Source organism: Nostoc sp. (genome assembly GCF_036917235.1).
GTDB lineage: Bacteria > Cyanobacteriota > Cyanobacteriia > Cyanobacteriales > Nostocaceae > Nostoc.
Window position 1 is genome coordinate 43,067 of the sequence record NZ_JBALDU010000111.1, and the last position, 14,912, is coordinate 57,978.

Genomic DNA, 14,912 nt, shown 5'->3' on the forward strand with positions numbered 1-14,912 from the left:
TAGAAAATATTAACAATTACTTGATTAGCGTAGGGTAGCAAGAACCGCAGCTATTGCTCACTCTCTAAGAGAGTCTATTTATACAAGAACGATTACGTCCGTTTGCTTTGGCTTGATAAAGGGCTTGATCTGCTGCCTCAATCAAATCCAAAGGAACCATATTAGATGTGGGAATCACTGTGGCAATTCCGATACTCAAAGTGACGTGGTGCTTCACAGGCGATGCCGCGTGGGGAATATTTAGCTGTTGGATAGCTTTATGAATTTCTTGGGCAACGTGAAAAGCCCCATCACTAGCAGTGTTAGGCAAGATGACAACAAACTCTTCTCCGCCATAACGAGCAGCTAAATCTCTAGAACGTTTGACACTTTGTTTGAAAGCTTGGGCAATAAAGCGCAAACAATCATCTCCGGTCGCATGACCATAAGTATCGTTATATTGTTTAAAATAGTCAATGTCGCATAAAAGTAGTGAGACAAAACCTTGTTCTCGTAAAAGATATTGCCAGACAGAATTAAGCTTAATATCAAAACATCGGCGATTGGCGATTTGAGTTAATTCATCTACCATTACCATATTTTCAAGCTGCTGGTTGGCACGCTGCAATTGTTGATAAAGTTCTGATTGCTGAATAGCGATCGCTACCTGTGTTGCCAATTGCTGAAGTAGTTCGCTTGCCCAAGGTTGCCACTGACGTGGGGCGCTACAATGATGAGCAACCAAAAGACCCCAAAGGCGATCGCCTTGTAAAATTGGTACAACTAGCTTGGCTCTGACTTGCAACCTTTCCAATAACTCTACATGACAAGGGGCAAATCCGGCGGTGTAGATGTCTGGAGTAACTCTGAGCGTACTTTCTTGATAAGACTGTCCCTGTATTTTTACAAAATAGCTGTCTGTAATTTCCATATTCAAAATCGATTGCCAACCTGCTACTACAGACTCCGTGACAATCACACCACTCCAATCACGGTTAAAGCGATAGATGATGACGCGATCGGTTTGCAGAAAATGTCGAACTTCAGCAACAGTTGTGTTTAAGATTTCATCCAAGTCTAAAGACCTACGGATATGTTGAGCGATCGCATAAACCATGCGTTCCCGTTCTGTTTGCTGTTGCAGGGCAATTTGTGCCTGTTTGCCAACTGTGATATCTGTAAATGATGCAACCACCGCAGATGGTTTTGATTCATCAGATTCAAACAGTGGTTGAGAATTGATTGAAATCCAAATCAAGCTGCCATCAAATTTGTGAACTCCCATAATGACGTTAAATTGGGGTTGTCCGGTGCGTAAGGTGACAATGGCAGGATGAGTTTCGCCTGGAAAATAAGTACCATCTTCATGAATAGCTCGCCATCGCAGATCGATGGAAGTTCGCCCCATCATTTGCTCGGCTGTTAACCCTAAAATTCTTGCGGCACTGTCATTACAGGCGGTAATTCGCCCATCGGATTGCTGGAGGACAATACCTTCTGCCATCGCTGTAATTACGGAACGATAGCGTTGTTCGCTTTCTCGCAGCGCTTCTTCCATACGCTTGCGTTCAGTAATATCAGTATGAGTTCCTAGCATCCGTAAGGGAAAACCATTCTTTGCGCGACTCGAAACTTGACCCCGATCTAAAATCCACTTGTAGGTTCCATCCTTGCACTTAATCCGATATTCACTGACATATTGTTGGGTTTCACCGGACAAATGCTTGATAATCTCCTCGTAAACCCTCGCTTTATCATCGGAGTGAACCCGCTGTTCCCATTCACTGAGGGTATTTCCAATTTCATGCTCTGCAAACCCTAACATTTCTTTCCATCGGCGAGAAAAAAAGACTTCGTTAGTTTCAGCATTCAAATCCCAAACTCCATCACCATTTCCTTCCAAGGCATACTGCCATCTTTCTTCACTGGTTTTGAGTGCGGCTTCGATTTGTTTACGAGGAGTGATGTCTTCAAAAATGTATAACCGCCCAAAGTATCGATCCTGAATATCCCGAATTTGACTGGAAAAGCGGCGAATCGTTCGCCCATCGATAAATAAAATTTCATCCTCAATCGTGCAACGATTTTCTTCAGACTGCAACGGTTTATAGGATTCGACAAATGCCGATGCATCGACAATTGAAGATATACAATCAGGAATAATGTCATTATGTTTTAAAGCACCCAAACGCATTTGGTCTTCTAGATGTTCAATGCCCCAAATTTTACAGAAGTGGTGATTGAAATAAAGGATTTCGTCGGTACGATTGTCAACAACAAAAAATCCCAGCAAAGAAGTTTCAGTCATAGAACGCAGCAAAGCTTCCCGCCAGCGCAATTCTGATTCTGCACGCTGGTGTTCTTGTAGTGCAGCTTGTTGCTTGGTAATATTCTTTTCGTTGACGAGGATGATGGAGTTACCCGTTACGGGATCGCGGGTAGATCGTATATCCATCCCATGCCATTGAATCCCCTCAGTAGTAAACACCTGAGCCTCTATGCTGAACGCCTCACCGAAATGAATCGCTTTCATAACTTTTTGTCCAACACTCTTGTCAACAAAGTGACTCAGGAAAATATTCTCAGCTGACGAGTTAGGGTACAGGGTATCCCGATAACAGCGCAGGGCTGCCGGGTTTTGCATCAAAGGTACACCATCCATCGTGTAAAGCGAGATCATTACTGTGGTGTGACGTAGGGCTTCAATCGATCTGAGTGTTTCTCGATCGATCTGATTGATAATTTCTGTCGATCCTTCAACCAGCATCGCCATTCGCCCTTCTTCAATTTGAATTCCAGAAAAGATGCAGCGCAGAGAAACAGGTTTTCCTTCTGGGTAAAATGTCCAGTTTTCAGTGATGGTTTTCCCTTGCTGAAATTCTTGCAAATAGCTTTGCATTCGAGTGTGAGTAGACACAGAAACATCACTGAAGTTGCGACTGAGCAATTCTTCTCGACTTTGAGCATTCCAAATATGCAGAGCGGATTGATTAGCCCACCACATCTGCAAGTTTTGAATATCATAAATCCAAACTGGAGTTTGTAATCGGTCAAATGCAATCAAGTCCCCAACTGATATATTCTTTGGCAATGCTGTTCTTGTGATAATGGAACCTCTAAAATTCTGATACAGAGTTTTTTTGATTGACTTCAACTTTGGCTGAACTGTCAAATTTTTTAGGTTTTGATTGAGTTGCAGCGTTAGTTTTTGGCAGGATGTAGCCTTTTGCTGATGGCGTTCTGCTTCCCCAAGAGCGATTCCTAGCTCTGCGGCTATCAGTTGGAAATACTCAATTTCTAAAGAACTCCATTGACGCGAACCACTGCACTGGTGAGCAATTACTAAGCCCCATAAATGAGGATATGTACTAGAAACTCCATCAAGTTCTCGATTGTTTACTAAAATTGGTACTACTAAATTAGCTCGAATCTGCAAGTCCGTTAATAGTTTTTTGTAACAAGGGTCAAGGGTTGTAGTATGAATGTCTTCAATGACACCAACGCTTCCATCTCGATATCGCTCTACCCATGTCGTATTGAAGCAAGGATGGTAAATTAATTGCCCTAGAATCGGTTTCCATCCATTACTTACAGACTTTTCTGCGATAACTCCATCTCCATTGGAAAAAAAGCGATAGATAATGGCACGTAGGCGTAGCCCCTCGTAGACATCGCTTTCTAATGTTGTTCTAACTTCGCTGACAATAATCTTGAGAATTTCACTCACTTCAAGTGACGGATGAATTTGATCGACCAGCATCCTAATTCGAGCCAGGATTTGCTTTAAATCAATTTCAGAACCCGATAGACGATTGAAGAGCATAGTAATAATCTATGTATATGCACTTAACTAGATGTAAGATTTTTCTCTAGTATTTAATTTTATGCCAAATTCTCTAAAACGTTAAGTTAAATTCAAGCTTAAACTTGATATGACAATCCGAATTGAAACGTGAGAAAATGCATAGGCAGAAAGTAACTATCTATAAGTGTTTTAGCGATTTTCTTTCTTACGAATGATTTAGGATTGCTGTAGTTGATAATAACTTCAAAATCAAACCTATTGCTTAAAGGCTAAACCTTGATATTCGGACTGCAATTTATAGGAATTTTCATTTGCATGAGATACACGCTAGGGACGCACAGCTAGTTATGCGGGGTGCATCCCAGTTTTTACTTTGCGATCAGAGAATAACTTGTCATTGCGAACGCGAACAGCGTCTCGTAGAGAGGAGGGACGACGAACGCAAGTGCGTGTCGCAGACAAGCAATCCCCCAATCTCTTACTAAGCACCAGTTGATGGGATTGCCACGCTCCACTTCGTTGCGCTCGCAATGACAGGCAAAAAAGTGGGATGCTCCCGTTATGCGTCTCTAGGAATTTTTTGCACTCCAAGTAATTGGAAATCCTGTTATATGCTGGATGTTTTACCCATTCTTGTTTAATCTTTTAGTCAAGTAAAATCCCAACCCAGCAATTGAGCAACCTGAGCCGGGAGGGTAACTGGATTAAAGGGTTTGAGAATTACACCTGCGACTTGATACTGTCGCAAAATTTGCGAATCCAACCATCGCGCTTTCGCACTGAGCAACACTACAGGAATAGCTTGAGTTTCTGGATGATCTCTTAGTTTATTCATAAACTCAAAACTAGCCAGATCGCGGATTGAGATATCTAATACAATCGCATCAGGAGTATGGTGTACTGCATTCTGCAATCCTTCTAATGGAGAATCTGCTGTCACCACATTCCAACCAGCTAAATCTTGGAGGCAAAATTTTACTATCTCACGGACATGCAGTTCATCATCAATCAGCAATATCGTTTTACCGATTATATTTACCTCCTCTAGCATGTTCATTTTATTTCATATACCTTTCTTGGTTACAGATAAAAGGTTTTTATCTGTAACCAAGAAAAATACATTACAAAAATAAAAAACTAATAAAGATATAGATTTTGTTATAAAAATTAACTATTAATCGTTCCACCCCAGAATCTCACTAACTTCGTTGCAAATAGAGGTGGGTTCAAAAGGTTTGGTGATAATCCCAGCAATTCCCATCTGGGCAAAACGGGCGCGATCGCTTCCTTGGACTTTCGCTGTTAATAGAATCACTGGAATCCCTTGGGTTGCTGAATTTGCTTGAAGTTTTTCGTAGACTGCAAAGCCGTCCATGTCAGGCATAGAAACATCAAGTAGAATGGCATCAATGGTTTCTGTTTGGGCGATTTTTAGTCCTTCTGACCCTGATGCAGCCGTCAGAGTGTCCCATCCTCCCAAGTCTTCTAAACAAGCTTGTACTAATTCGCGGATTCGTTCTTCATCATCCACAATTAACAATTTTTTAGTCATTTGTCATTTGTCATTTGTCATTTGTCATTGGTTATTCTCCCCTGCTCCCCTGCTCCCCTGCCCCTCTGCCTAATTTCCCGGCAATGGTAGAGTGAAGAAAAACGTGCTGCCAACACCAAGAGTACTTTCAGCCCAAATTTGCCCACCGTGCCGATCAATAATACTACGACAGATTGCCAATCCCAAGCCTGTGCCGCCTTTGGTGCGAGAATCAGAGGCATCTACTTGCTGAAATCTTCCAAAGATTGCTTCTAACTTATCTGCTGGAATACCTCGTCCTCGATCCGTTATTTGGAATAGTACGCGGTCTGTTTGCTGTTGGACACTCAGAGTAATAGTAGAATCGGCTGGTGAGAATTTAATCGCATTACCTAACAAATTGGTGAGTGTTTGCACAATAGCATCAGCCGCCGCCCAAACTTGAGCATTGGTAGGGTGGATCTTAAAAGTAATATTTTGCTGATTGGCGATCGCTTGCACTACGGCTACTGCTTGTTGAATTAAATCAGCTGCATTGCAGGTGGTTTTTTCTAAGACAGCTCGATCCGATTCTAAGCGTTCCAAATCGAGAATGTCGTTGACTAGACGCACTAAGCGATCGCTATCGATGGCTGCAATCTCAATCATCCGCTTGAATTTGTCTGGTTTTTTATCGTAGATACCAGTTTGTAGTAAGCCTAATGCCGCCCGAATTGCAGTTAAGGGAGTGCGGAGTTCGTGACTAACAATGCCAATAAACTCACTTTTGATCAAATTAATCTGCTCTAGTTCAGTGATGTCTTCGGCAATCCCGGCAATCCGAACTACCTCGCCTAATTCATTTTTGATCGGAAATGCGCGATCGCGAATCCAACGGATTGAACCATCAGGACGGATAATCCGGTATTTTTTATCGTATTGCCCTGGTTTAAGCTGTTCAGTAACTTCAGTTTCGACACGCTGGCGATCTTCTGGGTGAATTGCATCTAACCAATTTGAATAGTTGTGATACAAGTCCTCACAATTTCTTTGCCAGATGGTTTGGTATGCCTTGCTCACATATAAAACTTGTTGACTTTGATTATCGGTCATCCAAAATACTGCTTGGATGTTTTCTGCCAGCTGACGAAACTTTTCTTCGCTCTCGCGTAAAGCTTCTTCGATGCCTTTGCGCTCAGTGATATCTTGGTGAACTGCAACCAGAACGTCACCGTAGTCGGGATGCCTGAATACAGAAGCTGTCACACTACACCAAAATGGTGTACCATCTTTTTTAAGATTCTGGACTTGATATGTGGCTTCAGTATTTTGTAAGACGGCAGATACACTAGCTTCATTGACATCTTCAGTAGTTACCGATTTGCTGAGACCGTTGACAATCGAAACGTGCTGACCGTTGAGTTCACTAGAGTCATAGCCAAACATCTGCTCAAATTTAGGATTGGCATAGACAATGACTGCATTATCTATTCTCACTAAGCAAATACCTTCCCCCATATTTCGGGTGATTACAGCCTGAAGCTCCAGCATTTGCGACTGTTCTAAAAGTGTGAGTTGGGTTTGTTGCTGCTCTATAACTGTTTTTTGTAGGCGATCGTTCGTCTCTGTCAGTTGTGCAGTGCGTTCTTGCACCCGTTGCTCAAGTTCGGTATTCAGTTGTTGTAGGTCAATTTCTGCCTGTTTGCGCTCTGTTAGTTCTGTGTGTAACTGTTTGAACAAATCTGCTTGCTGGATAGCAATGCTTACCTGCGCTCCTAACTGCCGCAACAGAGTAATTTCGGAAGATTGCCACTCACGAGGGGCCGTACATTGATGAGCTGCCAGTAATCCCCACAATTCATCTCCTAAAGAAACAGGAACGACGAGATTTGCCCTCACCTGGAGACTTTCCAAAAATTGAACGTGACAGGGACTAATTCCGGCAGTATAAATATCAGTTTTTGCAGTAACTAAGCCTTGTTTAAAGGGTTCGACGTTCTCTTCACCAATGCAAGGGTCATAAATCTGGAGTGGTAAAAGAGCCATACAGTCTGGTGCAACAGACTCAATAACAATCGTTCCTCCCCAACCTGGATAAAATTGGAAGATAGTCACGCGATCGCACTCCAGAAATTGCCGCACTTCATCAACAGTAGTTTGCAAGATATCTTCTAAATTCAGCGATCGCCGGATACGCTGGGTCATCTCCATCACTAAGCGCTGTTGCTCAAATTGCTGTTGCAGCGTTTCTTGTGCTTGTTTGCGTTCGTCAAGAGTCATCCGCGATTGCTCGGCATTTTCCTGAGACAATTGTTGGTTGAGTTGTTGAATCTTGCGTCTGCTGTATTGAAGATTGCCTGTCACCAGGTTAATTATCAAGGCAACCAATAAGAAAATTCCTAACCGCAATACATCTTCTGATTCATTAATCCCCAGTTGATATCGAGGGGGAATCAAGTAATAATCAATTGCCAGTGTGGAAAGGACAACTGTAACAATTCCTGGTCGAAAACCACCATACCAAGTACTTGCAACGATCGCTATGTAGAAAAATCCACCAATGGTTTGAGAAATAAGCGGTTCTAGCCAGACTGACAAGAAAGTGGCGATCGCAGTTGAGCCAATAGCCACACCGTACTTCAATAATCGTGAATTTCCGATCATGCTTGACTTCTGCCTAGCTGAGAGCGCCAGCGCGTTCTTTGAATGCGGCTCAGTACCCGTGTCACAAGTTCTGGCCCTAACACTGGCTTGCTGATAAAATCATCGGCTCCGGCAGCAAATGCTTGCTGAAGAAATTCGGCTTCGGTATGGGCTGTAACTACTAAAATCGGTAAATCTCCCCACTGGGCATCTTGTCGCACGACTTTGCACAACTCTAAACCATTAACTATCGGCATTTCTAAGTCTAGTACTACCAAATCTGGAGATGTGGCAATTAGCACCTGCCAAAATTGTTGTGATTGGGAGAGGGTTGTTACTTCCAGCCCCCAAGGAGTTAGTAACGCCGATAGTCCAGCCAGGATTACAGGATCATCGTCTACGATTAAAACTTTGGCTTCGGAAGTTTGAGGTTGAGGTAAGACACGAGCGATCGCCTGAAAAATCTGCTCGGTTGTCGCCGGTTTATGCAAAAATTGTCTAGCTCCTAAACGCGATACTTTCAGTCGATCTGCCAGGGTATTTCGTCCTGTAAAAACAATTACTGGGATATTTGGCGATCGCTGTACTATCTCGCTCAATAATATTAATCCATCTTCCTCTGTTGTTGGAAAACTCAAATCGAGTAAAACTACGTCAGGAGTTTTTAAGGAAAAAAGCGATCGGGCTGTTGCTAAGTTTGGTGCAACCTTCATCCTGATCCCCCATGAGTCGGCTTCTACTTGCAACTGCTCTGTCAGCGTCGTATCATCATCGATGACTAATAAACGATAAGTTTGATTTACCGGGAAGTTTTGAGCGGTGGAAGTGACAGCAGACTTAGTTAACTCTTGCTGTAATGCTGTTACCAGTTGCGAGAAATCAGAGATTTGATCGGGAGATAACGAGAAATCTCCAAGCAGCAAATGCTCTATTTTCCGTGCCAGCCGGGAACCCTCTGGATAACCAAACGACCCCATTGAGCCTGCTAGCTTATGCGCTTCATGCAATGCCTGTTGATGTAACTCTTCATTTAAATTCCCGGCTAAGAGTGCAGTTTTTGCCCGCTCCAGTACCACAACCTGTCCAGCAAAGGAATTACGAAAGCGCTCCAGCACCCGATTTACAGAAGTCATATCTTTGGGACCGGGTTTTTTCTTTCCATCTTGATTCGTTTCCCCAACAGAGATGGAGCGATTAGGTGCAGGCTTGATCCGATAGCCCATACCATATACCGTTTCTAGAAAATCTTCTCCTAGACCTACTGTTTTCAGTTTCTTTCGCAAGTCTTTAATATGAGTCGTAACTGCATTTTCAGTCGGTGTATCATCAAATCCCCAAAGCCGATCTATAATCACTGCACGACTAAAAATCCGGTCTGGGTTTTGCAAAAACAACTCCAGCAGTTTGTATTCTTTTGCTGTCAGGGGAATTTCCTGCTCATTACAAGTTACTCTGCCGGCACTTGGATCTAAACAGAGATTTCCCCAGGTTAGCGTGGATGATGAGATTGCCTCATTGCGTCGTAATAAAGAGCGAATTCTGGCTAGTAATGCTTCTGGGTTGAATGGCTTAATGACGTAATCATCTGCTCCAGCATCTAACCCCGCCACAATATCTGCATTAGAATTTTTCCCTGTTAACAACAGAATAGATTTACGGTAGCCTTGCTTTCGCAGTTGCCGACACAAGCTAATCCCATCCAGTTTTGGAATTAGCCAATCCAGCAAAATCAACTCATATTCAGTCGATAGCGCTAGTTCTAATCCCACTTGTCCATTGCTGGCGATGTCGATAGTATAACGATTTGCACGCAACAACTCGCAGAGTGCTTCACTCAGTAATACGTCATCCTCTACCAACAAAATTTTCATAACTTGTATCAAAAGAAGATGCTGATGGCATCTTCGCGATCGCAGGATACACCCTCTGCGTGGTCAAACTTTTGTCTAATTTTAATATATTGTTATACCAATTTTTTATGAAGCTGCATAGAATTCGATCCCCCCTAGCCCCCCTTAATAAGGGGGAACAGGAAAAACATCTATCAAAGTCCCCCTTTTTAAGGGGGACTTAGGGGGATCGAGATATGTAAAACTTCACATTAAATTGGTATTACAAACAACACAACAAGTTAATTTAGATTTTGCAATCTGACATATTTATTTGCAAATCTTAATAGACAAAGTAGTATTTACCTTTACTTTGATTATGAGAAATTTATCTAATTATTTTTTCTGTAAAAACTTAGAATCCTCATTAAATCTTTAGATTTATAGATTATTTTTTGAAAGTCTCAATTCTGCTCTAGAAATTATGCAATACCTATACTATCTGGCCAATGCTAGTCTGACACTGCGAGTTGTGGAATATTTTAGTAGGAATGACTTTTCTCTGGAATTTATTACTGTAATTAATCAATTTCATGGTTGGATCATCAACGTCAAAATTAAATCTTTTGTATCGGAACAAAAAGATAAAGATATTAAAGCTTTCTTGAGCGAAGTGGGAATTATTTACTCACCACCCGAATTCATTAGTAATGTTCTGGGCAGTTTGGAAGCTGGAGAATCAGCAATTAAAGTTATGCAACGCTATCAGGTAGCAGTAGTTTCTCATGGTAGACCGCAACCCAATGAAATTGAAATATTCCGACAAAGTTATATCCGTGGATTGGGCTACTGTCCTCAACACTTAGCTTGACATAAACTTAGACAACTACACACTCAAACACTGCCATCACCAACTTATATCTGTGTCAGTGCATTTGTACTATATATTTTCTGTTTGATTTCTAGCCAGTTGTAGTGAAGCGGTGACGCTTGTGCTGCATCCACCTTAAGGTGGTTGGGAGAGCGTGAACGTCAACAACTGGCCATTGGGTGGGATTTTGAGACGGGAATTGATCCCTTGTAGAATTTTCTCAATGTCCCTGTAACCCTGTTGATATATAAATTAAAACTGCAACAGAAAAATTTTGGATGCCAATTTGCCAAAAGCACTCAACACAATAGAATTCTTACAAAATTGACATCCTCCCACCACTGATTCGGAGTACCGAATGCAATGGTTTTCCCGTTACTATCGGTATAGAAGTGGTTGAGTCCAACATCAGGCTAGATTTGCGATCGTACCTTGTATGGTAGTTCTGCACGCACTTTCAGATTTCATCGACTGCGATTTTGCGATCGCTGACTCATCTTGTAGTTATTGGTACGAAGGGCGTTGTCCGCAAAGTGGCGTTCGCCTAAAATTACCGCGCACCTCAATGTCCGAAGCGATCGCCCACGGACTAATACAATATCTTGCCAACAATGACTGTTATTCTCGTGAAGGCAAGATGTATGGAATACTATTAGTTGAACTGCCTAATGGCGAAGAACGCGTACTAAAAGCTTTTTCTGGTCTTTTGAATGGTTGCAGTGTGGTTGAGGGCTGGGTGCCGCCAATTCCGGGACGAGATGAAGTTGCTTTTGAGGAAAGCCGGACTTTGGCACAGTTGGACGCGATTAAGCAAGAAATTATTACCTTGAAGCAACTAACCGAACGCCAGCAGTATGAAATCCTGTTTAATGACTTTGAACAACAGTTGCAAGCAATGAGCGATCGCCATCGCCATTGCAAACACCAACGACAGGAAAAACGTCAGCAAATCTGCAATACACTCACTCCCGAAGCGCTTACTATTGCCCTTGAACAACTTGACGAAGAGAGTCGTCAGCAGGGAATTGAGCGACGACAACTTAAACGCCAGCAAAATGCCGTATTACAGCCCCTACAACAGGTAATTGCAGCGACTGATGCACAAATTAGCGAACTGAAACAACGGCGCAAAGCACTTTCCCGTCAATTGCAAGCTCAAATGCACGCTAGCTACAGCCTGACTAATTTTTCCGGGCGATCGCGATCGTTGCAACAATTGATGCCAGGAGGTTTGCCCACTGGTACAGGAGACTGTTGTGCCCCAAAGCTGCTTCATTATGCGGCAACACATAATCTCAAACCCCTAGCAATGGCAGAATTTTGGTGGGGTGAGTCTTCCGTAAATCAGGATAAAATTCCGAGAGAATTTTACGGAGCGTGTGCCGAGCGATGTCAGCCATTAATGGGGTTTTTACTCTCAGGGTTAAGACCTAACCCCCCAGCCCCCAACCCTTGGAGGGGAGGGGTTTGGGGAGAGGTTACTTTTCCGATTATTTATGAAGATGAATGGCTGATTGCTGTCAACAAACCTGCTGGATTACTTTCAGTACCCGGTCGTTATCGCGATCGCCAAGATAGTGTCTTGAGTCGCTTACGTAATTTGTTAGCTGATGGCATGGCACTTATATCTGTGCATCGCTTAGATCGAGAAACTTCTGGGATTTTGTTGTTGGCACGCGATCGCCAAACCCATCGGCAACTCAGCCAGCAGTTTCAGCAACGCCAGGTTCACAAGGTTTATGAAGCCATACTTTCCGGTGTTTTGACAGTTGAGCAAGGTGTGATTGAACTGCCATTGTGGGGAGATCCTGAAAATCGCCCTGAGCAAAAAGTTGATTGGCAACATGGTAAACCCAGCTTGACACACTTCCAAGTAATAGCGAGAGAAGGAGACTATACCCGCGTAGAATTTACGCCGCTAACAGGACGCACCCATCAATTGAGGGTTCATGCAGCTGATGCAGGAGGACTTGGGGTAACTATTTTAGGCGATCGCCTTTATGGATGCTGTGCAGTTACTAGTCGCTTACATCTGCACGCCAGAGAACTTCGCTTCAAACATCCGCAGTTAGAAAAAACCCTGCATTTACAAGCAATTACGCCATTTTAACGAGTCATATTACAGCAGATTTCAAGTCGGTGAGGTACACAAGCTAAGTCTGTTACCCGTTTTACTCCTGAATTCTGCTGTATATCAGCTTGATTCCTTGAAATCCCAAGAACCCCAAAGAGATAAAGCTACGCTTTATCTCCCCTAACAGCTAGCCTATTGCTTTTTAAATTTGTATGTGATAATTTCTGCTTGTAATTAATTCAACGGTTATCCGACCGACTTATAGTATTTACGGAAATTAATATAACTGCTAAGAGGCTTCCCAATAAAAACTTCTGTGCCCACTCCCCAATTATCAATCTGGCGATCGCAAATCTAAAATTTAAAATTGTATGACTAAAGTATTCATTCTCGATGCCAACAGACAACCGTTATATCCAGTACGCATCAGCCATGCTAGGCTGCTATTGTCACAAGGTAAAGCTACTGTATTCCAGCGATATCCTTTTACTATCATTCTGAAGGAGTCCCTTTCCCATCTAAAACTTGAGCAACTTGGCTTTAAAATTCATCCTGGTATTAAAATAAATCGTAATTGAATTCTTAACTACGAACTTATACTGAGCTTGTCCTGAGCGCAGCCTCTCGTAGAGAAGTATTACGAATTACGACTTAGTAATTAGTTAATCTTAGTCGCCTCCTAAACAGAGGAATATAGATGACGAACCACACTATTTTAGAACCGTTACCAAAAGACCAATGGTTTATTGAGAGCCAGGAACTACGATCCTTTGTCGCAACAGTGCGGGAAATTAGTGCTAGCACTGTTGACGATCGCACCCAAACTCTCGCTAGACTAGAACCCTATTTTCAAGAACTCCTTGCTCAACAGGAATGGCTACCCCAAAAGTTTGCCCAAGTCAATCCCGAAAGCCGGATGGGCGGTGGTATTGGTCAATGGCTGCTTTATCGCGCTAAAGACCGTTCCCTGTCAGTATTCAGTTTGGTGATTCCCCCAGGCTCAACGACTCCCGTCCACGATCATCTAGCCTGGGGATTGATTGGTTTATACAAAGGTAATCAAGAAGAAACAGTCTATCGCCGTGTAGATAGCGGTGATGCCGAAGGACACGCACAATTACAAGTAACTGAAGTGCGATCGCTTCAACCAGGGGATATCTACCGTCTCTTACCCCCAGATGGTGATATTCACGCCGTCAAAACCACATCCCAGAGCGCATCTGTATCCATTCATGTCTTGGGTAATGATACTGGTTGCGTCTTGCGTCACCAGTTCATCCCAGAATCTCACAGCGTTAAATCCTTTCGCTCTGGATATTCCAACGCTCCCTGTAAAGAAGAGGAGAAAAAAGAACATGGCCAACTATATTAGACCAAAACCCCCAGTTTTCGAGCGAGTTGAAGACGAACGCCTCCACCGCAAGCAACGCCTCGCCGCCGCCTTTCGCCTGTTTGGTAAGTTTGGCTTCAGCGAGGGAATTGCAGGCCATATTACGGCTCGCGATCCTGAGTTTACAGACCATTTCTGGGTCAATCCATTCGGGGCATACTTTGGTCATATCCGAGTTTCTGACTTGATTCTAGTTAACAAAGAAGGTGAGGTGGTTAAAGGCGATGCTGACGTAAACCAAGCTGCTTTCGCCATCCATTCTCAGATTCATGAAGCTCGACCTGATGTCATCGCAGCAGCTCACGCCCATTCACTTTATGGTAAAGCCTGGTCTAGTTTGGGGCGTCTCCTTGACCCCTTGACTCAAGATTCTTGTGCTTTTTACGAAGATCATGCCCTGTTTGACGATTTTACAGGTGTTGTTTTAGAAACTTCTGAAGGTCAGCGATTGGCGCATACTTTGGGGCCAAACAAAGCCATAATCCTACGTAACCATAGCATTTTAACTGTGGGACATACAGTCGATGAAGCTGCCTTTTGGTACATTAGCTTAGAGCGATCGTGCCAAGGCCAACTGTTGGCAGAAGCTGCGGGTAGACCCACTACTATCAAACACGAAACAGCCCGTTTAACACAAACTCAAGTGGGGTCACATATAAGTGGGTGGTTCAGTTTCCAGCCCCTTTACGACCGGATTGTGCGCGAAGAACCTGATTTACTAAATTAGTGCTGTGTTTTTTGGCATTGGGATAATAAGCGGGGAAGTTTCCAGTTAACTCACTTCCCGCTATTTTGATGTCAATTTATATCT

10 protein-coding genes are annotated in these 14,912 nt (G+C 43.1%); 5 read left to right on the forward strand and 5 right to left on the reverse strand.

Translation table 11 applies throughout. The annotated features are described in order from the left end of the window. Positions 1–64: 64 nt before the first annotated feature. The 5 genes from V7K44_RS31725 to V7K44_RS31745 all read right to left on the reverse strand — a co-directional run bounded on the left by V7K44_RS31725 (position 65) and on the right by V7K44_RS31745 (position 9,808). Positions 65–3,802 (reverse strand): diguanylate cyclase domain-containing protein, encoded by a 3,738-nt coding sequence (locus V7K44_RS31725; protein WP_334937832.1) that lies wholly within the window; start codon positions 3,800–3,802, stop codon positions 65–67. Between the two features lie 631 nt (positions 3,803–4,433). Continuing rightward, a complete protein-coding gene (locus V7K44_RS31730) occupies positions 4,434–4,841 on the reverse strand; it encodes a response regulator (protein ID WP_334837211.1) in 408 nt (135 codons plus the stop codon). Between the two features lie 117 nt (positions 4,842–4,958). Then, on the reverse strand, positions 4,959–5,336 hold the full coding sequence (locus V7K44_RS31735) for a response regulator (RefSeq protein ID WP_334937835.1): 378 nt from the start codon (positions 5,334–5,336) through the stop codon (positions 4,959–4,961). A gap of 69 nt (positions 5,337–5,405) precedes the next feature. Next, complete coding sequence (locus tag V7K44_RS31740; RefSeq protein ID WP_334937837.1) at positions 5,406–7,958, reverse strand: ATP-binding protein; 2,553 nt, start codon at positions 7,956–7,958, stop codon at positions 5,406–5,408. Further along, a complete protein-coding gene (locus V7K44_RS31745) occupies positions 7,955–9,808 on the reverse strand; it encodes a response regulator (RefSeq protein WP_334937839.1) in 1,854 nt (617 codons plus the stop codon). Before V7K44_RS31745 ends, V7K44_RS31740 begins: the two co-directional genes overlap by 4 nt. A gap of 442 nt (positions 9,809–10,250) precedes the next feature. Between V7K44_RS31745 and V7K44_RS31750 the strand changes: the two genes are divergently transcribed. The 5 genes from V7K44_RS31750 to V7K44_RS31770 all read left to right on the forward strand — a co-directional run bounded on the left by V7K44_RS31750 (position 10,251) and on the right by V7K44_RS31770 (position 14,828). Beyond that, on the forward strand, positions 10,251–10,637 hold the full coding sequence (locus V7K44_RS31750; protein WP_334937841.1) for a hypothetical protein: 387 nt from the start codon (positions 10,251–10,253) through the stop codon (positions 10,635–10,637). Positions 10,638–11,073: 436 nt separating this feature from the next. Further along, the gene (locus V7K44_RS31755; protein ID WP_334937843.1) at positions 11,074–12,747 is read left to right on the forward strand and encodes an RluA family pseudouridine synthase; all 1,674 of its coding nucleotides are present in this window, start codon (positions 11,074–11,076) and stop codon (positions 12,745–12,747) included. Between the two features lie 335 nt (positions 12,748–13,082). After that, on the forward strand, positions 13,083–13,289 hold the full coding sequence (locus V7K44_RS31760; RefSeq protein ID WP_322638086.1) for an RRXRR domain-containing protein: 207 nt from the start codon (positions 13,083–13,085) through the stop codon (positions 13,287–13,289). A gap of 119 nt (positions 13,290–13,408) precedes the next feature. Beyond that, positions 13,409–14,083, forward strand: coding sequence for a hypothetical protein (locus tag V7K44_RS31765; protein WP_334937846.1), 675 nt, complete (start codon positions 13,409–13,411; stop codon positions 14,081–14,083). After that, complete coding sequence (locus tag V7K44_RS31770) at positions 14,067–14,828, forward strand: class II aldolase/adducin family protein (protein ID WP_334937852.1); 762 nt, start codon at positions 14,067–14,069, stop codon at positions 14,826–14,828. The genes V7K44_RS31765 and V7K44_RS31770 overlap by 17 nt, the downstream gene beginning before the upstream one ends. Positions 14,829–14,912 lie beyond the last annotated feature (84 nt).

Coding starts and splice junctions, on each gene's coding strand:
- V7K44_RS31725 (WP_334937832.1), bottom strand. CDS start 3,802: ATGCTCTTCAATCGTCTATCGGGTTCTGAAATTGATTTAAAGCAAATC.
- V7K44_RS31730 (WP_334837211.1), bottom strand. CDS start 4,841: ATGAACATGCTAGAGGAGGTAAATATAATCGGTAAAACGATATTGCTG.
- V7K44_RS31735 (WP_334937835.1), bottom strand. CDS start 5,336: ATGACTAAAAAATTGTTAATTGTGGATGATGAAGAACGAATCCGCGAA.
- V7K44_RS31740 (WP_334937837.1), bottom strand. CDS start 7,958: ATGATCGGAAATTCACGATTATTGAAGTACGGTGTGGCTATTGGCTCA.
- V7K44_RS31745 (WP_334937839.1), bottom strand. CDS start 9,808: ATGAAAATTTTGTTGGTAGAGGATGACGTATTACTGAGTGAAGCACTC.
- V7K44_RS31750 (WP_334937841.1), top strand. CDS start 10,251: ATGCAATACCTATACTATCTGGCCAATGCTAGTCTGACACTGCGAGTT.
- V7K44_RS31755 (WP_334937843.1), top strand. CDS start 11,074: ATGGTAGTTCTGCACGCACTTTCAGATTTCATCGACTGCGATTTTGCG.
- V7K44_RS31760 (WP_322638086.1), top strand. CDS start 13,083: ATGACTAAAGTATTCATTCTCGATGCCAACAGACAACCGTTATATCCA.
- V7K44_RS31765 (WP_334937846.1), top strand. CDS start 13,409: ATGACGAACCACACTATTTTAGAACCGTTACCAAAAGACCAATGGTTT.
- V7K44_RS31770 (WP_334937852.1), top strand. CDS start 14,067: ATGGCCAACTATATTAGACCAAAACCCCCAGTTTTCGAGCGAGTTGAA.